Annotated in this window: 14 protein-coding genes; 8 read left to right on the top strand and 6 right to left on the bottom strand. The window is 60.9% G+C overall.

What is annotated here, in order from left to right; genetic code table 11:
• Positions 1-88: 88 nt before the first annotated feature.
• The gene (locus PG900_RS02780; protein WP_270830875.1) at positions 89-427 is read right to left on the bottom strand and encodes a hypothetical protein; all 339 of its coding nucleotides are present in this window, start codon (positions 425-427) and stop codon (positions 89-91) included.
• Positions 428-597: 170 nt separating this feature from the next.
• Between PG900_RS02780 and PG900_RS02785 the strand changes: the two genes are divergently transcribed.
• From PG900_RS02785 to PG900_RS02815, 7 genes are all read left to right on the top strand, one after another.
• Entirely contained in the window at positions 598-1668 is a 1071-nt protein-coding gene (locus PG900_RS02785) for a helix-turn-helix transcriptional regulator (RefSeq protein WP_011706072.1), read from the top strand.
• 84 nt (positions 1669-1752) lie between these two features.
• Complete coding sequence (locus PG900_RS02790; RefSeq protein WP_270830876.1) at positions 1753-2175, top strand: CBS domain-containing protein; 423 nt, start codon at positions 1753-1755, stop codon at positions 2173-2175.
• Positions 2176-2394: 219 nt separating this feature from the next.
• Positions 2395-6309, top strand: a complete 3915-nt coding sequence (hrpA, locus tag PG900_RS02795; RefSeq protein WP_270830877.1) for an ATP-dependent RNA helicase HrpA — start codon at positions 2395-2397, stop codon at positions 6307-6309.
• 66 nt (positions 6310-6375) lie between these two features.
• Positions 6376-7242 (top strand): hypothetical protein, encoded by an 867-nt coding sequence (locus tag PG900_RS02800; RefSeq protein ID WP_270830878.1) that lies wholly within the window; start codon positions 6376-6378, stop codon positions 7240-7242.
• Between the two features lie 106 nt (positions 7243-7348).
• Positions 7349-7636, top strand: a complete 288-nt coding sequence (rplY, locus tag PG900_RS02805; RefSeq protein ID WP_024945378.1) for a 50S ribosomal protein L25 — start codon at positions 7349-7351, stop codon at positions 7634-7636.
• A gap of 205 nt (positions 7637-7841) precedes the next feature.
• Positions 7842-11012: a hybrid sensor histidine kinase/response regulator gene (locus PG900_RS02810; RefSeq protein ID WP_270830879.1), complete on the top strand. Its 3171-nt coding sequence runs from the start codon at positions 7842-7844 to the stop codon at positions 11010-11012.
• Positions 11009-12010 carry a response regulator gene (locus PG900_RS02815; RefSeq protein WP_270830880.1) on the top strand — a complete coding sequence of 334 codons (1002 nt, stop codon included), beginning with the start codon at positions 11009-11011 and terminating at the stop codon, positions 12008-12010. The genes PG900_RS02810 and PG900_RS02815 overlap by 4 nt, the downstream gene beginning before the upstream one ends.
• Here PG900_RS02815 and PG900_RS02820 read toward each other — a convergent pair.
• The 4 genes from PG900_RS02820 to PG900_RS02835 form a co-directional block, all read right to left on the bottom strand.
• Entirely contained in the window at positions 12000-12644 is a 645-nt protein-coding gene (locus PG900_RS02820) for an MBL fold metallo-hydrolase (RefSeq protein WP_024945381.1), read from the bottom strand. The genes PG900_RS02815 and PG900_RS02820 overlap by 11 nt on opposite strands.
• Before the next feature lie 27 nt (positions 12645-12671).
• Positions 12672-13772, bottom strand: a complete 1101-nt coding sequence (gene mnmH, locus PG900_RS02825) for a tRNA 2-selenouridine(34) synthase MnmH (protein WP_270830881.1) — start codon at positions 13770-13772, stop codon at positions 12672-12674.
• Positions 13769-14806 (bottom strand): selenide, water dikinase SelD, encoded by a 1038-nt coding sequence (selD, locus tag PG900_RS02830; RefSeq protein ID WP_016350735.1) that lies wholly within the window; start codon positions 14804-14806, stop codon positions 13769-13771. Before selD ends, mnmH begins: the two co-directional genes overlap by 4 nt.
• A gap of 383 nt (positions 14807-15189) precedes the next feature.
• Entirely contained in the window at positions 15190-16374 is a 1185-nt protein-coding gene (locus PG900_RS02835; protein ID WP_270830882.1) for an acyltransferase family protein, read from the bottom strand.
• A 260-nt stretch (positions 16375-16634) separates the two neighbouring features.
• Between PG900_RS02835 and PG900_RS02840 the strand changes: the two genes are divergently transcribed.
• Positions 16635-17279 carry a glutathione S-transferase family protein gene (locus PG900_RS02840; protein WP_227291399.1) on the top strand — a complete coding sequence of 215 codons (645 nt, stop codon included), beginning with the start codon at positions 16635-16637 and terminating at the stop codon, positions 17277-17279.
• A 485-nt stretch (positions 17280-17764) separates the two neighbouring features.
• Here the strand turns inward: PG900_RS02840 and PG900_RS02845 are convergent, their stop codons facing one another.
• Positions 17765-18958 carry a class I SAM-dependent methyltransferase gene (locus tag PG900_RS02845; protein ID WP_029300865.1) on the bottom strand — a complete coding sequence of 398 codons (1194 nt, stop codon included), beginning with the start codon at positions 18956-18958 and terminating at the stop codon, positions 17765-17767.
• Positions 18959-18991: the final 33 nt, after the last annotated feature.

Raw genomic sequence — 18991 nt, forward strand, 5'->3', positions numbered from 1 at the left:
AGACGGCATTGCGTTGGGATCTTCGCTTGATTGGAGACGTCAACAGCAAGTGAGGTGATAGTGTCTTTTGGGTGTGCTCATTCTGCAGTCAGATCACCGCCAGCGGATCCACGTTGACCAAGACGATGAGGAGGATGCTGGGGACAAAAGTCGAGATAAAGCGCTTCGAGTTGCCGAGAGAACCCTGGTTGTTGCCCTCAGCTATCCGGACAAGTTGCCAGCCAATACGCTCGAATCGAGGAGTGCGTAGCGCCGGCGGCAGGCCCAGAATAACTGGGGCAACGACCCGGCCGGCGGGATGATTTTGTCGTTGCAGTGCAACTTGTCGCGACAAATGGTGCAAGATGAGAGCTTTTGCGCGCAATTGACCGTGGTACTGGCCTGTTGCCTTGTTGCAGACAAATCCAACATCAGCGACAAAAATCATATAAAACATTAACTTGGATTTAAGATTTTCGCTTTCGAAGCCGCTTATGTCGTTTCATCATTACTATTTATGGATCAGTTATAAAACCTTTGTTCATTTGACTACTTTTCGCGTTTCTCATTGCAGAGTAAGATGCCACTTCAATAAAAATAAGAATTAGGAGTTCGGGTGTGAAGGCATTAGTAAAAGAAAGGGTATCGCCCTATATAAGCCAGTTATATGAGTGCGGTATTAATGATTCTGACATTAAGTTGGTGGTGGATCAGTTCCGCTCCGACGTGTCGGGCAGCTCGTCGCTGTTCCTGTTGCGCGATGATGACAAGAGCGACGGCATCAAGCTCTTCGCGAGCGGCTTGACTGAGGCCCAGCAGCAGTTCTACGTTCAGCACCATCGCCAGGATGTGTGGTTCAATCACTATCTGGACAAGGGCTGCCAGGGGATCGTCAGCGCCAACACGCTGTCCAACTCGGCGGGTCTGCTGGCCAGCTTCGGCGCCCAGTTCGCGGCCGGCGGTGTCTGCCGGGTGAAGGGGCGGGGACTTAGCAGCCTGTGTACTTATCGGGCGGCCACCCAGGATGATTTCAGCGCCCAGGAAATTTCTTCCCTTGGCGAAGTTTATTCTGGCCTCGCGGCCTGGAGCCAACATTATTGGAACCTGCTGGCCCTGGAAACCCAGAACTATCAGCTGCAACAGCTGGTAAAAAACCACAATAAACCCAGCGCCATCGTGGATGACAAAGGGCATATTCATTATTCCAACGTGGCCTTCAATCGTATTGCCGACGAGAACGTGGAGTTGCGGGCAGGCAATGGTATTTTCTCGTTGCAAAATAAGGAGCAGCAACGCCAGTTCAAAGAGATATTGAATGGCTTTGCCTATCTGCTGCCCGGTGCTAGCGCTTATATGTCCATTCCCCGTCAGCCCAATCTGCGGCCGTTGCTGATCCAGTGCACCCTGATGAGCGGTCTCAACCGCTTTGAGCGGTATGTGGAAGTGGTGCTGCGGGATCCCGAACACTCCTTCAACCCGGACATCGAAGCGCTGGCCAGCCTCTATCCGCTCACCATCGGCGAGAAAGAGTTGCTGGTGCTGATGAGCAAGGGCTACAGCAGCAACGACATCGCCGAGCTGCGCGGCGTCAAGGTGGAAACCGTGCGCTCAACCTTGAAGGGGGTCTTCAAGAAGACCGATTGCCACAGCCAGAACGAGCTCTTGCTGTTGCTGCAATCCATCTCCTGATCCATGCAAGCTATGCTTGGAGTGAGCCGGACATAGTGCCCGGCTCGCGCCTCCCGGCCGGGAGGCCGGTTGGGGGAATGCAGGATGGAATCACTCAAGGCAAAAGATTACATGCAGACTCGGCCCATCACCTTCAGCGCAGAGATGATGGTGCAGGCGGCGGTGGAAAAATTTCTCAACAGCCGCCAGCTTGGCGGCCCCGTGGTGGATGTGCGGGGCCATCTGGTGGGCTGGGTCTCTGAGCAGGACTGCATCGCCGTCATGTTGAAAGAGGCCTACCACTGTGAACAGGTGGCCCAGGTTCGTGACGTGATGCGCAAGGAGGTGCTGGCCGTCGGCCCTGATACCAGCATCCTGGAGCTGGCCGAGATGATGATGGGGCAAAAACCCAAGATCTACCCGGTGGTGGAAGAGGGGCACCTGCTCGGGGTCATCAGCCGCCACGATGTGATGCAGGCCATCCACGCCCAGCTGGGAGCCTGCTTCGTGCGCAAGGTGCGGGCCTAAGCCCGGTTGATGGGGGCACTGTTGTCATCCAAAGAGCAGGCATCTGGCCTGCTCTTTCTTATGGTGAGTCCGTCATGCAGGGCTTGCTACCCGGATAGCGCCTCTTTCATCGCCCTTGCGGCTGCTTTAAGGCTTGCACCCTCCTGCCTCGCTCTTTAGGATCTCTCCCAGCTATCGATATGGCCCTCTTGCCGGGCACTCTTTTAAGGAATTCGTACCTTGTCTCTCTCTATCGAGGCGCTGCGCCGCCGTCTCCCTGCCTGCATGAATCTCGACGCCCGCCGTCTCTCCAGCCGTTTGCACGGAGCCAAGAAGCTGCCCGAGGGCAAACAGGCGGCCGTGCTTGAGACCATCGCCGCCGATCTGGATGCCGCCCAGGCGCGTTATCAGTTCCGTCTGGCAGGCGTACCCAAGGTCACCTATCCGGACAACCTGCCGGTCAGCCAGAAGCAGGCGGAGATCGCCAAAGCCATTGAAGAGCATCAAGTGGTGATCATCGCCGGTGAAACCGGCTCGGGCAAAACCACCCAGATCCCCAAGATCTGTCTGGCGCTCGGGCGCGGGGTGAAGGGTTTCATCGGCCACACCCAGCCGCGTCGTCTGGCAGCCCGCACCGTGGCGGCCCGTATTGCCGAAGAGATGGAGTCCGAACTCGGCCACTACGTGGGCTACAAGGTGCGCTTTACCGATCAGGTGAGCGAGCAGACCCACATCAAGCTGATGACCGACGGTATCCTGCTGGCGGAGATCCAGAACGATCGGATGCTCACCCAGTACGACACCATCATCATCGATGAGGCCCACGAGCGCAGCCTCAACATTGACTTCATTCTGGGCTACCTCAAACAGCTGCTGCCAAAGCGCCCCGATCTCAAGGTGATCATCACCTCCGCCACCATCGACCCGCAGCGCTTCTCCCGACATTTCAACAAGGCGCCGGTGATCGAGGTCTCCGGTCGCACCTATCCGGTGGAGGTGCGCTACCGCCCGCTATTTGTTGATAAAAAAAGCAGTGATAAAAGTGAAGGGCTGGAAGAGCGTGACGAGCTGCAGGGGATCTTCGATGCGGTGGAAGAGCTGGCCCGCGAAGGGCTGGGGGACATCCTCATCTTCATGAACGGCGAGCGGGAGATCCGCGATACCGCCGATGCCCTGCGCAAGCTCAACCTGCGCGATACCGAGGTGCTACCACTCTACGCCCGCCTCTCCAACGCTGAGCAGAACAAGGTGTTCCAGCAACATGCCGGGCGGCGCATCGTGCTGGCCACCAACGTGGCGGAGACCTCGCTGACGGTGCCGGGCATTCGTTACGTCATCGATCCGGGCACCGCCCGCATCAGTCGCTACTCCTGGCGCACCAAGGTGCAGCGCTTGCCCATCGAGCCGGTCTCCCAGGCCAGCGCCAACCAGCGTAAAGGCCGCTGCGGCCGGGTGGCGGACGGCATCTGTATCCGCCTCTACTCGGAAGAGGATTTCAACGGCCGTCCGGCCTTCACCGACCCCGAGATCCTGCGCACCAACCTGGCATCCGTCATCCTGCAGATGCTGGCGCTCGGTCTTGGCAATATGGAGGCCTTCCCCTTCGTCGAGCCGCCGGAGTCACGCCATATCAAGGATGGCTTGACTCTCTTGAAAGAGCTGGAGGCGGTACGCGAGCTGCCCGCCACCGGCGATCACGAAGCTAAACTTCAGCTGACCGAGACCGGTCGCCAGTTATCGCGCATTCCCCTTGATCCGCGTTTGGCGAAGATGGTGATCAGCGCGGCGCAGACCGGCTGTCTGAGCGAGGTGATGGTGATCACCGCGGCCCTCAGCATTCAGGATCCCCGCGAACGGCCCATGGAGAAGAAGCAGGCCGCCGACGAGCAGCACAGACGCTTTGAGGACAAGGATTCCGACTTCCTCGCCTTCGTCAATCTGTGGAACTACCTGAAAGAGCAGCAGGATGTCCTTGGCAGCAACCCGTTCCGCCGCATGTGTCAGAAAGAGTTTCTCTCCTACCTGCGGGTGCGCGAGTGGCAGGACATTCACTTCCAGCTGCGTCAGACGGTCAAAGAGCTTGGTTTTAAAGCCAACCATGAACCGGCGGATTTCAAGACGGTGCACTGCGCGCTGCTGACCGGCCTCTTGAGCCATATCGGCAACAAGGATCTGGAAAAGGCCGAATTCCTCGGGGCCCGCAACGGCCGTTTCCACCTCTTCCCGGCCTCGGGCTTGTTCAAAAAGCCACCCAAGTGGGTGATGGCCGCAGAATTGGTGGAGACCTCGCGCCTCTACGCTCGCATCAACGCCAAGATTGAACCCGAGTGGGTGGAACCGCTGGCGGGCCACCTCATCAAGCTGCACCACAGCGACCCCCACTGGTCGAAGAAAAATGGCGCCGTGATGGCCAAGGAGAAGGTGACGCTTTATGGCCTGACGCTGGTCAATGAGCGCACCATCAACTTCAGCCGTATCGATCCGGCGCTGTGCCGTGAGCTGTTTATTCGCCGTGCGCTGGTGGAGGGGGATTTCGAGACCCGCCACCGTTTCTTCAGCGATAACCGCAAGCTGCTGGCCGAGGTGGAGGCGCTGGAGCACAAGTCCCGTCGCCGCGACATCCTGGTGGATGACGAGGACCTGTTCCGCTTCTACGATGCCCGCTTGCCGGAAGACGTCATCTCCGCCCGCCACTTCGACAAGTGGTGGAAGGAGGCGCAAAAGCAGGATCCCGAGCAGCTCAACTTCGAGAAAGAGATGCTGATGAAGGGGGATGCTGCCCACATCAGTGATCTCGACTACCCCAACTTCTGGCAACAGGGGCGACTCAAGCTCAAGTTGAGCTACCAGTTTGAACCGGGGGAGGCGGCGGACGGCGTCACCCTGCACATTCCGTTGCCGCTGCTCAATCAGGTGGAGGTGAAAGGGTTCGAGTGGCTGATCCCCGGGCTGCGCCATGAGCTGCTGGTGGCCCTCATCAAGTCGATGCCAAAGCCGATGCGCAAGAACTTTGTGCCGGCGCCCAACTACGCCGATGCCCTGCTCGCCAGCCTCAACCCAGAGCAGGGGCCGCTGCTGGACGAGATGGAGCGCCAGCTGCGCCGCATGACAGGCGTCTCCGTACCCCGCGAATCCTGGGATTGGGCATCTGTGCCCGATCACCTGAAACTCACCTTCCGGGTGGTGGACGACAAACACAAGAAGGTGGCGGAAGGCAAAGATCTGGAGGCCTTGAAAGAGTCGCTGCGTGGCAAGGTGCAGGAGACCCTGTCACAAGTGGCGGACGATGATATCGAGCAGTCCGGTCTCACTCTGTGGAGCTTTGGCGAGCTGCCGCAAGAGTACAGCCAGAAGCGCGGCGGATTCGAGGTGAAAGCCTATCCAGCCCTGGTGGATCAGAAGGATTCGGTCGCCATCCAGCTGGTGGAGAGCCCGGTGGTGCAGCAGCAGCTGATGTGGGCCGGTCAGCGCCGGCTGGTGCTGCTCAACGTGCCATCCCCCATCAAATACCTGCAGGAGAAGCTGCCCAACAAGGCCAAGCTGGGGCTCTATTTCAACCCGTTTGGCAAGGTGGCCGAGCTGATTGACGACTGCATCGCCTGCGGCTGCGACAAGCTGATTGAGCAGCACGGCGGCATGGCGTGGGACGAGGCCGGTTTCGAGGCGCTCAAGGAGTATGTCCGCGCCGAGCTCAACGATGCGGTGGTGGAGGTGGCCAAGCAGGTGGAAGCCGTGCTGACGCTATCCCACGAGATCAAGAAGCGGCTCAAGGGCAAGATGCAGCTCGACACCGCCTTTGCCATGTCCGACATCCAGCAGCAGCTCGGCAACCTCATCCACAAGGGCTTTGTCACCGAGACCGGCTGGCAGCGGCTGCCTGACTTGCTGCGCTACCTGCGGGCCATCGAGCGTCGCCTGGAGAAGCTCGCCATCGATCCCAACCGGGATCGGGTCTACATGCTCAAGGTGCACAGCGTGGAGTCGGAGTACAAGGCGCTGCTCGCCAAGATCCCCAAATCCCAGCTTATTCCCACCGAGGTGGCCAATATCCGCTGGATGATCGAGGAGCTGCGGGTATCGTTTTTTGCCCAGAATCTGGGTACCCCCTATCCGGTCTCCGATAAACGGGTGCTGAACGCTATCGCTCAGTGCTAATCTGCTGTAAAGGAGAGGGGCCGGTGCCGTGTTGCCGGCCGGATGGACGCTGACGGAGGAGCAAGGATGCTTGGAATCTGGTTAGGGATGGCGATGGTCAACATCAGTGGCTATCAACCCATTGCCGAGCAAACCTGGGTGCAACTGAACCCGGAATACTACCCGCTGCAACGCACCCCGCCCGCCATGTTCGTGGCCTGGCGGGGCAATCAATTTCCCACCCTGGAACTCAAGAAGAAGAAGGGGCGCTGGCAGGTGCTGTTTCCGGCCAGGCTGGTGCCCCCATTCGATCTGTTCGAAGGGGAGGCCGAGCTTTCCAAGGCCTATCTGGCCAGGTTAAGGCGCATTGACGAGGCGGCCTACGGGCTGGCACCCGTTGCGGTTCCCCCTTACCAGCACCATGCGCAGCAAGAGGTGGCCACCCTTGGTGTGCCCTTCATGGCCGAGTTTGCCGCGCCGCAGCGACAAGGTCAGCCCCGTAGCAATAGTACAGAGGATGCCGAGCCCCTGCTGGCCGTTATGAATCTGCGAGCAGCGGACTGGCAAGCGCCTGCGACGCTGCTTGCTCAAGCAGGTGAGGGGCAGGATCCCGCGCTGGTTTCACTGGCGAGCGAGCCGACCGGCAGTACCCTCACGCTGGCGGCACCAGCGGCGGGCGGCAAACGGGTATGTCATCAGGTCGCGGCGGGGGAGACGCTCTGGCGCATCGCCGCCATGCTGGCCCAGAGCGGAACCGTGACGGGGACGGCAGGGGATACCTACAGCTATCTGCTGGCCATCGTCGATGACAATCGGGCGCTGATGGGCAACGGCATTCGGGTCAAGGCCGGAGACACCCTGTATTGTCCGGCGCCGCAGACCCTGGCCCGCTTCGATGCCCTGAGCCCGGCCCAGCGGCAGCAGCGCTTTGCCCGGTTGGAGCAGGGGCGTTAAGGTCTCTTGTCACTGTTCGGGGCCCGTGATAGTATGCGCCCTCGTTTTGCGAGGTGCTGACCGGTCGCAGTCAACACCATACATTCATCCATATGAGATAAACATTATGTCTTTCGTATTCCAAGCTGAAGTCCGTTCTGACCTGGGGAAAGGTGCGAGCCGCCGCCTGCGTCATGCTGACCAAGTTCCTGCCATCGTTTACGGTGCAGGCAAAGAAGCCCAGTCCATCACCGTTGACCACAAGAAATTCATCCTGGCCCAAGAAAAGCCGGAATTCTACGAGTCTGTACTGACTCTGGTTATCAACGGCGAAGAAGTTAACGTGAAAGTGAAGGCTATCCAGCGTCACCCGGTACGTTACAAGCTGGTTCACCTGGACTTCGTTCGCGTTTAATCGACAACGAACGTTCCAGTAAAGAGGCCACCCAATTGGGTGGCCTCTTTGTTTTTACAGGATTTTTCCCCGATAAAAATAAAATACTCAAATAGTACTGTTAGTCTTTACTTGTAGGCATGATTGACAGCAGCACACCAACTGTGATGCTCTGGCATCTATAAAGTATTCGAACAAGTCCAAATACGGGGTAATGTTGACCGTGATGAAGGGAATCATACGGGGATATTTCCTGCTGTTCACACCCATTCTGGTACTGGTTTTGGTGGGTGGGTATCTGCTGGGTGACGCACTGATCGAGCGCGAGCTCTACCGTGTACGCAGCGATGAGAGCACCTTCCTGTCGCTCGCCAGCGGTCGTCTCGACGACGAACTGGCGGTGCCGCTGCGCCATGTGCGCAGCATGTCTGAAGAACCCATCCTGCTCGAGGCGGCGGGGCGCAACGAGCGTGACAACATTGCCGCCCAGTTTACCGTGCTGATGAACCGCAATCCCGACTACGCCCAGGTGCGTTGGCTGGCGCCCGATGGCATGGAGTTGGTGCGCTTCAATCGTCAGGGCCAGCATCTGCAGCGTGTGCCCGATGACCAGCTGCAAAACAAAAAGGATCGCTACTATTTCCGTGATGCCATGGCGCTGCCTTGGGAGCGGATCTACGTCTCGCCGCTCGATCTCAACGTCGAGCAGGGGGTGATCGATCGCCCCTTCAATCCCATGATCCGTATTGCCAAGCGCCTGCGCCTGGGGGATCGCGATCTGGGCTTGCTGCTCATCAACGTGCAGGCCGGCCGTATGCTCAAGGTATTTGCCAACAGCAGTGGCAGGGCCGCCGATCACACCATGCTGCTCAATCAGGATGGCTATTGGCTGCGCAGCCCGGATCCGGCACAGGAGTGGGGCTTCATGCTCGAGCGTCCGGACCTCACCTTGAAGCAGTTTTCTCCCCAGGCCTGGCAGGCATTCTTGGGGGCTTCGAGCGGCCAGGTTGAACTCGCCGACGGTCTGTGGAGCTGGACCACGCTGTACCCGGCACTGAATCACGATCAGCTGGCCTGGAAGGCTGCCTCCATGGTGCCACGCAGCGAGCTGCTGGCCATTCGCACTCATATCTGGGGGATCATCTCGGCCACTTGCGCCATCTTGCTGTTGTTGTTCGGCGCCGCAGTGGCCTCGCTGGTGCTCAGCCGGCATCGGGAGCAGCTGGCGCAGCAGGAGGCGGCCAGACTGGCGCGGGTCAAAGGGGATTTCATCGCCAACATGAGCCACGAGATCCGCACCCCCATGAACGCCATCATGGGGTTGGCTTACCTGCTCGAACAGGGGGGGCTCGACGATGGCCAGCGCGCCCTGGTACGCAAGATCCATCAGGCCGGGCAGGCTCTGCTCGGGATCATCAATGACATCCTCGATTTTTCCAAGATTGAATCGGGCCGGCTCGAGCTCGAGCAGGTGCCATTCAGCCTGGAAGAGGTGCTCGATCATGTGGCAGCCATCATGTCCACCTGCGTTGGCAACAAGCACCTCGAGCTGGTGGTGAGCAGCGCCCCCGAGCAGGCCGCCCACCTGGTTGGGGACGCCCTGCGCCTCGAGCAGATATTGCTCAACTTGACCGGCAACGCCATCAAGTTCACCGAGCGCGGGGAGGTGGAGGTCAAGGTCGAGCTGGAAGCCGAGCAAGACGGCATGGCCACCTTGCTGTTTCGGGTGCGTGACACCGGGATCGGCATTCCGCCCGAGCAGCAGGCCAACATCTTCAATGCCTTCTCCCAGGCCGACTCCTCCACCAGCCGCCGTTTTGGAGGAACCGGGCTCGGCCTGACCATCAGTCGCCGTCTGGTGAACCTGATGGGGGGCGACATCGGCGTTATCAGCGAACTGGGCAAGGGGAGCGAGTTCTGGTTCCGCGTCCGGCTGGAGCAGGTAGAGCGGCCCGAGGCTTTCCACGAGCGGCTGCAGCACGTTTCGTTGCTTATCGCCGACGACAACCAGGTGACCCGCGACACCCTGTCGATGACGGTGGGCTCCCTCGGCTGGCAGTCACGGGTGGTGGAGTCGGGCGAACAGGCCTTGCACCATCTGCTGCGGCAGGGGGAGCGTTTCGATGTGATCCTGCTCGACTGGATCATGCCGGGCATGGACGGTCTCGAGACCTGCGTGGCCATTCGCCAAGCCTTCGAGCAGCAGGATCGTTCGCCCATCATCATCATGGCAACGGCCTATTCCCAGGAAGAGTTGATGCGCCGCCCCGGCTCAGAGCAGGTGGATCTGGTGCTGCACAAGCCGGTCACCGGCTCCAGCCTCTACAACGCGGTGGCGCGCCTCATTCATGAGAAGCGCGAGCATGTGGATCTGCTGGAGAGCGGCCAGCGCCGTCTGCGCCTGCCTGGCGTTCACATACTGCTGGTCGATGACAGCGACATCAACCTGGAGGTGGCAACCCGCCTGTTGCAGCGGGAGGGGGCCGAGGTGATCACCGCCATCGACGGGGAGCGGGCCCTGGCCTGTCTTGCCAACCCGACGCAGCGTATCGATCTGGTGCTCATGGACGTGCAGATGCCGGTGATGGATGGCTACGAGGCGACCCGTCGCCTGCGTCAGCTGCCGGGACACAAGGAGACGCCTGTGCTGGCACTCACCGCCGGGGTGTTCAAGGATCAACGCGAGGCGGCGCTGGCCTGTGGCATGAACGATTTCATCGCCAAGCCGCTCGATGTGGAGCAGCTCATTGCGACCCTGCTGCGTTACCTGCCCGACAGCGTGGTGCCGCTCACGATCAACGACGCGCCACCTGCCGTGGAGCCGGTAGCCGGCATCGATATCGATACCGGGCTTCGCAACTGGGGCGAGGCCTCCGTCTATCTCAAATACCTGCGCCGATTCCGTGATGACTACATGACGGTCGGTACCGTGCTGCCGGACTACATCGCCCAGCACGAGACTGATGCAGCCGCGAGCCTGACACACAAGCTCAAGGGGGTGGCGGGCAGCCTGTCGCTCACCGATGTGGCGCGCATCAGCGCAGAACTGAATGAGGCCATCGAGCAGGGGGGAGACACCAGTCAGCTGATAGCTCCGTTCCTGGAGGCACTGGAACGGGCGCAGCAGGCCATCGACCTCTATGCCGGACGCGAGCCGGGGGCTGTCAGCTCCCCGCTGGCGCAGGGCGAGGCGCAGGAGGTGTGCCTGCACGCCCTGCGTGAGGCACTTGTAAGCGAGGATCTGGAACTGATTGAACCGGCGCTGGGCCAGGCCAAGAGTTACTTGCCTGCTGAGCTGGTGAGCGAGATCGGTGCGGCCCTGGAGCTGTTCGACATCCAGCTCGCGACCTGCAAGCTGGAGGGGTATCTGGATAATCGGGAGGCACCTGGATCATGAATCGACCGCGAGTGCTGATCATCGACGACGAGCCGAGCAACCTCGGGCTGTTGCGGCAAATCCTCAAGGAGGAGTACAGCCTCTTTTTCGCCAAAGGCGGCGAGGAGGGGCTGGCCGCCGTGGCGCGCCACGAACCGGCCCTGATCCTGCTTGACGTGCGCATGCCTGACATGGACGGCTACGAGGTGTGCCGCCGGCTCAAGGCCGATCCGGCTCACGCCGGGATCCCGGTGCTGTTCATCACGGCGAGCGACAACACGGACAGCGAGAGCCAGGGGTTCGAAGCGGGCGGGGTGGATTACATTTACAAGCCGGTCTGCCCAAGCACGGTGCGCGCCAGGGTGCGTACTCACCTCTCGCTGGTGCGCCTCGATCAGCTCGAGCGCAGCTACCGCACCGCCATCGTGATGTTGAGCGAGGCGGGTCACTACAACGACACCGACACCGGGGTACATATCTGGCGCATGGCCGCCTATGCCCGAGCCCTGGCCGACGCGGCGGGCTGGAGTTCGGATCAGTCCGAGCTACTGGAGCTGGCGGCCCCCATGCACGACATGGGCAAGATTGGGATCCCCGATCATATCCTCAAGAAGCCCGGTCCTCTCACCGAAGAGGAGTGGGCCATCATGCGCACCCACCCGCGCATCGGTTACGAAATCTTGAAGCGCTCAGACGGGCTCATCTTCCGGATGGCGGCAGAGATTGCCCTGCATCACCACGAGAAGTGGGACGGTTCGGGTTACCCCGCAGGAGAGACCGGTGAAGGGATCCCCGAGGCATCGCGGATCGTGGCCATCGCCGATGTGTTTGACGCCTTGAGCGTGCGTCGCCCTTACAAGGATCCCTGGCCTTTGGAGCAGGTGTTGGCGACGATGCGTGACGGTGCCGGCCAGCACTTTGATCCCCGGCTGCTCGCCTGTTTTCTCGAGATCATGCCGGAGATCTTGCGCCTCAAGGCCCAGTGGGACACCCGCGAGGAGCGGGGGATCACCAGATAGGTTGTGTCAGGTAGGGATTGCTTGCCTGCTCGCGGCCGAATGTCGAGCTGGGACCGTGGCCGGGGATGAAGACAATGTCATCGCCAAGGGGCAGCAGGGTCTCGGTGATCGACTTGATGAGCGTCCCGTGATCGCCACGGGGAAAGTCGGTCCTACCTATGCTGCCGGCAAACAGCACGTCACCCACCCAGGCGAGTCGCTCGGTCTGAGAGAGCAGTACCACATGGCCCGGAGTGTGGCCAGGGCAGAAGTACACCTCCAGCTCGCATTGACCCACCTTTACCTTGTCACCTTGCTCAAGCCAGTGATCCGGCGTGAACGCGGGGGTATGGGCGAAGCCGAACATCTGGCTCTGCTGGGGCAGCATGTCGAGCCAGAACGCATCCTCTTTGTGGGGGCCGGTGATGGCCACCCCGGTTTTCTCCCGCAGCTCGGCAGCGGCACCCACGTGATCCAGATGACCGTGAGTCAGCAGGATATGGGTCAGGGTCAGCCCGCGTTTGGCGATGGCGGTCAGCAGCTTGTCCGCTTCGCCGCCCGGATCGATGAGGGCGGCCTGATGGGTCTCGTCACACCAGATAAGGGAGCAGTTCTGGGCAAACTGGGTGACCGGGATCACCTCGAATTTCAACATATGGGGTCCTCTTGATGGGCCGCTGATTCAGGCGCGCTGCTCGGCAAAGAAGTCGAGGCAAGCCTGCTTGTCACCTTGGAAGATGATGCGTTCGCGCTTGTTGCCAAGCTGGTAAAGATACATGGGATCGTAATAGCGGGTCAGCAACAGGGTGATCCAGGCCAGGTGCAGCGAGGTATCACCGCTGCTGGCCTGCTCGGTGAGCGCGTTCTGCATCAGGGCGTCCAGCTCGCGATGGGCCTGATCGCCAAGCCGGCGTTTGAGTCTGGCCAGTGCATCGGTGAGGTAGGCGGCAAACAGTGGCCAGCCCTCTTCGGCGCCAAACATCGCCTGATAGCGCAGCCAGAGATCGTGCACATAGTCCTGGCGGATCTGTTCGGCGCGCTCTTCTTGCGGCACCTCGACCACCACCAGCGGCGCCTGGCTCATGGCATCGAACAGTGGATTGGGCAGGCAGCAGCGGCCGATGAGGCGGCTCTCGTCCTCCACCACGAACGCCTGCTCGCCCTGATGGCGACGCTTGAGCAGCTCGATGGCCAGATTGTTTTCAAAGTTGATGTTGCTGGGCTGGCCGCCGGGCAGCTGGCCAAACGACGACCCCCTGTGATGGGCATGGCCTTCCAGATCCAGTGCCTGGGCCACCTCGGCCAGCATGTGGGTCTTGCCGGAGCCGGTCATGCCGGTCAGCACGGTCCATTGGCACTCTGCCGCCGCCCCGTCGAGGGTATCGATGAGGAAGCGGCGCAGATCCTTGTAGCCGCCGGCGATCCGCGGGCGGGTGACTCCAGCTTCATGCAGCCACTGCTGCACCGTTTGCGAGCGCAGGCCGCCGCGAAAGCAGTAGAGCACGGCATCCGGCTGCTGACGCAGCTGAGCCAGCCAGCCCTCGAGGCGTTCGGCCCGCACGGCGCCACCGACCAGTTGATGGCCCAGTGCGATGGCGGCCGCCTGCCCCTGCTGCTTGAAGCAGGTGCCGACCTGGGCCCGCTCATCATCCGTCATCAATGGCAGATTGGTCGAGCAGGGGAAGGCCCCCTCCTTGAACTCGATGGGGGCGCGCAGGTCGATGAGCGGAACGTCATCGAGAAAAATCCGGGCGTAATCCGTGGCCAGTGGCAGTGCACTCATTGGACAACCTCGATGAACTGGTTGCCGGTGCGGGCCTGCAGCTGGCCGATGGGGGAGAGGGTCAACCCTGCCTGTGCGGCAATGGCGAGGAGCTCGGCTTCACTTTCTTTACCGACGGCTACCAGCAGGCCGCCGCTGGTCTGCGGGTCGCACAGGATGTTGCGGGTGCGATCATCCATGGCGTCCAGCTTGTCACCATAGGAGTCGAAGTTGCGCAGGGTACCGCCCGGTACGCAGCCCTCACTCAGGTAGTAATCCACCTCGTCCAGCAGCGGCAGCGCCTTGAAGTCGAGGCGGGCGCTGACGCCGGAACCTTCGCACATCTCCAGCAGATGGCCGGCCAGGCCAAAGCCGGTCACGTCGGTCATGGCATGCACACCGGGCAGCTCGGCAAAGCGCTGGCCAATCTTGTTGAGGGTGCACATGGCGTTGGGGGCCAGTTGTTCGTGCTCGGGTTTGAGCTTGCCCTTCTTCTGGGCGGTGGTGAGGATGCCGATGCCAAGCGGCTTGGTCAGATAGAGGGTGTCACCCACCTTGGCGGTGTCGTTCTGCTTGATGGCATTGAGCGGCACGATACCGGTCACCGCGAGGCCGAAGATGGGCTCGGGGGCATCGATGCTGTGGCCGCCAGCCAGAGAAATTCCCGCTTCGTGGCACACCTGACGGCCGCCGTCGATCACCTGCTGGGCCACTTCCGGCGCCAGGGTGTTGATGGGCCAGCCGAGGATGGCGATGGCGACGATGGGTTTGCCGCCCATGGCGTAGATATCGCTGATGGCGTTGGTGGCGGCGATACGGCCGAAGGTGAAGGGATCATCGACGATGGGCATGAAGAAGTCGGTGGTGGAGACGATACCCTGACCGTTGCCGATATCGACCACGGCCGCGTCATCCTTGCTGCTGTTGCCGACCACCAGCGTCGGGTCGTCAAAGCCCGGGATCTGGCTTTTGAGAATGGTGTCGAGCACCTTGGGAGAGATTTTGCAGCCGCAGCCAGCGCCGTGGCTGTATTGGGTCAGACGAATGGAAGACATACTTTCCCCTTGTGTGTGCAAACTTGCGTGTAAAAATAAGTGCAGCGGCTCTGTGGAGCCGTCAAATGTGCGCGTATGCGCGCGAAATTCGGGTGGCCTTGGCTGGCTTTGAGCGCAGCGATGTCAGGCAGCCGTGCAAGGCAGTCTGGCAGGACGGGGGAGGAGAGGCGACAGATGCGCCGGCGCAGCCCCGCCAAGGGCCACAGGACGGGCCATTATGCCATAAATGGTCTTTCAGGTTCGAACTGGAATTCACACAAAGCGCAGGGAATTGGCGGGTTTAGAGGAAGGGAGCCGTTGGGCATGACGCCGGCAAGGTCCTCCCCCGGCGTAGCCCCGAAGGCGAGCCATGCTGCCATCGGGGCCATCTTTTGGTGGGGAACTTAGCCGGCTTGCTCCATTACCGGCTGGCGAGTTTTGCCGAGCCGGCGCAGGCGCCGTTGCAGCGGCCGCTCCAGCAGGGTGTAGCTCAGCGCCGAGAGCCCGATCAGCACAGCCAGCATCAACAAGGTGGCTAGTACACCCAGCAAGGGGTTGGTCTGGGCGTACCACCACGCGGTGAGCCCTGGCGCCAGATAGTGGACAAGCTCGCAGCCGGTGAGCAGCACCAGGGCGTGCAGCAGGTAGATGGAGTAGGAGAGATCCCCCAGCCAGTTGGTGAAGCGGTTATCCAGGAGGCGCAGCAGCGGGCTCTGGCGATCACCCTGGCAGGCGGCAATCCAGATCAGCAACACGTAGGCGCTGATCAGCAGCAGAGTCAGCTGCGGCGTCATGGTGAACTGCATCAGCGCGAAGGGGAGTAGAAAGGCGAGCAGCAGCGGCAGATCCTGCTGCATCATGGGCCACTGGCGGGCAGCCTTGACCTTCGGCAGCAGCCAGAGCCCGAGCACGAATTCACTTACCCCGCGCCCGATGGCCAGCGCCCCGCTGGTGACATCCAGGGTGCCGCGGCTGTGCACGATAAAGGCCAGCACCGTCAGGGCCAGCAAGGGGGCGAGGTTGCTCCAGCGGCTGCGGGTGACGGCGAGCGGGATGAGCAGCGGAAACAACAGATAGCTGATCCACTCCACGCTGAGCGACCAGGCGGCGAAGTTCCAGGTCAACCCGTGATCGGTTACCACCTGCAGCAGCAACAGGCTGCTTGGCAGCGCCTCGGCCGGGGTAAAGGGCGAGCCGAAAGGAGGCATCCCCTCCCACTCCCACATCTTGAACAGGGGGCCGGCGTAGAAGCCAATCCCATGGTGGGCCTTGTAGAGCTCCCAGCCCACCAGCAGCAGCAGAGTCACCAGATAGAGGGGATAAACCCGGGTCAGCCGCAGCCAGAGGAAGCGGCCATAACTTATGGTGCGGGGCGAGCGGGCGAAGGCTTCCCCGTAGACGTGGGCCAGCACCAGTCCGCTCAAGATAAAGAACAGATCGACCCAGAGGTAGCCGTTCTCGATGAGTTGGGTGTGGCCGGCGATCGACTCCATCCACTGGGGAAAGAGCAGCAAGCGGGCGTGGAACAGCACCACCATCAGAGCAGCGATGCCCCGCAGCGGCGTCAACAGCGGCAATGATTGATTCATGACGGGATCCTTGATGATGTTCAGCTTGGCCTGACATCGATTTTTGTTGTGGTGCCGCTCATCAACCCTGATGAGTCGGCTGCCCCGGCTTGGCGGCCACAGGCGGGATCACCCTACCTAAAAGAGAGCCATACGGGTGTGATTGTCATCATGAATGCGCATTTATCATCCAAAAACCAGCAAGGAATAAGCGCTGCAGCGAAGGTGAAGAGGGGATCTAGACTAGGGAAGTCATCCATCAGCGTGCAAGGATTGTCCCGATGAAACTCTATGCCCATCCTTTCTCATCCTACAGCCAGAAGGTGCTGATCGCCCTCTACGAGAATGCCACCCCGTTCGAATACCTGAATCTCGAAGAGCCGGCGGCCAACGCCGAACTTGCCGCCCTGTGGCCACTCAAGCGCTTTCCCGTGTTGCTCGATGACGGTCGCTGCATTCTCGAGAGCAGCACCATCGTCGCCCATCTGCAGGCGCACCACCCGGGCCCCGTCAGCCTGATCCCGCCTGGCGATGCGGGTCTGGAGGTGCATATGCTGGATCGCGTCTTCGACAACTATGTGATGACGCCGATGCAAAAAGTGGTGCTGGATGCACTGCGCCCGGTCGCGGATCGCGACCGCTATGGCGTAGTGGAGGCCCGCGAGCTGCTCGATCAGATCTACCCCTGGCTCGATCTGCGGCTCGAAGGGCGCCACTGGATTGCCGGCGCTGGCTTCACGCTGGCCGATTGCGCCGCCGCCCCCTCGCTCTTCTACGCCGACTGGGCCCACGAGATCCCCGTTGGCTATGGCCGTCTGCGTGCCTATCGCGCCCGGTTGCTTAGCCATCCCTCCATCGTGCGGGTAGTGGAGGAGGGCAGGCCATTTCGACACTATTTTCCGCTGGGCGCGCCGGCGCGTGACTGAACGGAATGGTTTGTGGCGGGCGGGCATTGCCGCCCCGGGCAATGTGCGAGGCGGACAGGGGCATGGCGGCATCGACTGCAGGGAAAAAAACAGTGATATTCATTCAGGTGAGTGAGTATGCGTTTATGGCCGATATTTCCCCGAGGAATTTTTAATGTTGATGCGTAATATTTCATGTTTTTGCATAAAACAAATACCGGGCATGTCTCTGCTGGCGGACTGTGTATGCCATGCCTGGGGTGAAAGAGAGATGAGGATCGGGCTAACGAGGCGGCAATTTCAGATTGAGGATGGCTGTGGTCAGTCGAAGAGGAGAGGTAGGAGTAACCATCGCTGTTGGTGGCAAAGTCGGGGGTGAGGTTATCTCTTTGGCGGCCGCATAAAAAAAGCCCGCTTTGATCGCGGGCTTTTTGATGGCTTGCCGGATCCAGTCCTGGCTTGGAGCTGGAACCGGGGACAAGGGGGGCTGCGCTGGTCTGCTCGGCTTAGCGGGCGCGCACCACCAGCCCCTTGAGGTAGAAGCCTTCCGGATAGGCGGTACCGATGGGGTGATCGGATGCCTGGGACAAGAGCTCCAGGATCTGGGCATCGCGACCGGCGTCGAGCGCCGCATCGGCGACAATTTTCTGGAACAGGCTCTGTTCCATCAGGCCGGAGCAGGAGTAGGTCAAGAGCACGCCACCCGGTGCCAGCAGCTGGAACGCCAGCATGTTGATGTCCTTGTAGCCGCGACAGGCGCCCAGCAGCTGGGCCTTGCTCTCGGCAAACTTGGGCGGATCCAGCACGATGACATCGAATTTCTCGCCCTTCTCGCGGTATTCACGCAGCAGCTTGAACACGTCGTGACGGACGAACTGGGTATTGCTGGTATCCAGCCCGTTCAGTTCGGCGTTCTGGCGGGCGATATCCAGCGCATTCTGGGAGAGATCGACGTTGACCACTTCCTTGGCGCCGCCCTTGAGGGCGTAGACGCCAAAACCACCGGTGTAGCAGAAGCAGTTGAGCACCCGCTTGCCTTCGGTGTACTTGGCGGCAGCCTGACGGTTGTCCCGTTGATCCAGATAGAAACCAGTCTTGTGGCCGTTGCGGATGTCCACCAGGATCTTGACGCCGCCATTCTCCTCGATCACCACCGGCTCGGTCGGGGTCTCGCCATAGATGACGCCGGTGCGCTCTTTCAGCCCTTCCTTCTTGCGTACCGCCACGTCGGAGCGCTCATAGATGCTGCACTCGGGGTAGAGGGTACGCAGCGCTTGGGTGATCAGCTCGCGCTGGAACTCGGCACCGGCGGAGAGAATTTGGCACACCAGAAAATCGGCGTAGCGGTCGATGGTCAGACCCGGCAGGCCGTCGGATTCGGCGGCGCAGAGGCGATAGCCGGTGAGGCCCTGACGCTTGATGAGCCCGTCGCGGGACTCCTGGGCATATTTGAGGCGACGGATGAAGAAGTCGAGATCGACGGTTTCATCCTTGTCGAAGGTCCAGACCCGGGCACGGATCTGGGAGCTGCCGGACCAGGCACCGCGGGCGAGCCACTTGCCATCCTGGGTGTAGATCTCGACGGTATCGCCATCGATGGGGTTGCCCTGTACCCGCTCGATCCCCTTGGAGAAGATCCAGGGGTGGCGACGCAGCAGGGATTTTTCGCGGCCTTTGACGAGATAGATGGAAGCGCTCATGGGGGTTGCCAGATGGTCAAAAGAAAAGGGGCC

Source organism: Aeromonas sp. QDB03 (genome assembly GCF_027707985.1).
GTDB lineage: Bacteria > Pseudomonadota > Gammaproteobacteria > Enterobacterales > Aeromonadaceae > Aeromonas > Aeromonas hydrophila.

Coding starts and splice junctions, on each gene's coding strand:
- PG900_RS02790 (WP_270830876.1), top strand. CDS start 1,753: ATGGAATCACTCAAGGCAAAAGATTACATGCAGACTCGGCCCATCACC.
- PG900_RS02845 (WP_029300865.1), bottom strand. CDS start 18,958: ATGAGCGCTTCCATCTATCTCGTCAAAGGCCGCGAAAAATCCCTGCTG.
- rplY (WP_024945378.1), top strand. CDS start 7,349: ATGTCTTTCGTATTCCAAGCTGAAGTCCGTTCTGACCTGGGGAAAGGT.
- PG900_RS02800 (WP_270830878.1), top strand. CDS start 6,376: ATGCTTGGAATCTGGTTAGGGATGGCGATGGTCAACATCAGTGGCTAT.
- PG900_RS02840 (WP_227291399.1), top strand. CDS start 16,635: ATGAAACTCTATGCCCATCCTTTCTCATCCTACAGCCAGAAGGTGCTG.
- selD (WP_016350735.1), bottom strand. CDS start 14,806: ATGTCTTCCATTCGTCTGACCCAATACAGCCACGGCGCTGGCTGCGGC.
- mnmH (WP_270830881.1), bottom strand. CDS start 13,772: ATGAGTGCACTGCCACTGGCCACGGATTACGCCCGGATTTTTCTCGAT.
- PG900_RS02815 (WP_270830880.1), top strand. CDS start 11,009: ATGAATCGACCGCGAGTGCTGATCATCGACGACGAGCCGAGCAACCTC.
- PG900_RS02780 (WP_270830875.1), bottom strand. CDS start 427: ATGATTTTTGTCGCTGATGTTGGATTTGTCTGCAACAAGGCAACAGGC.
- PG900_RS02810 (WP_270830879.1), top strand. CDS start 7,842: ATGAAGGGAATCATACGGGGATATTTCCTGCTGTTCACACCCATTCTG.
- PG900_RS02820 (WP_024945381.1), bottom strand. CDS start 12,644: ATGTTGAAATTCGAGGTGATCCCGGTCACCCAGTTTGCCCAGAACTGC.
- PG900_RS02835 (WP_270830882.1), bottom strand. CDS start 16,374: ATGAATCAATCATTGCCGCTGTTGACGCCGCTGCGGGGCATCGCTGCT.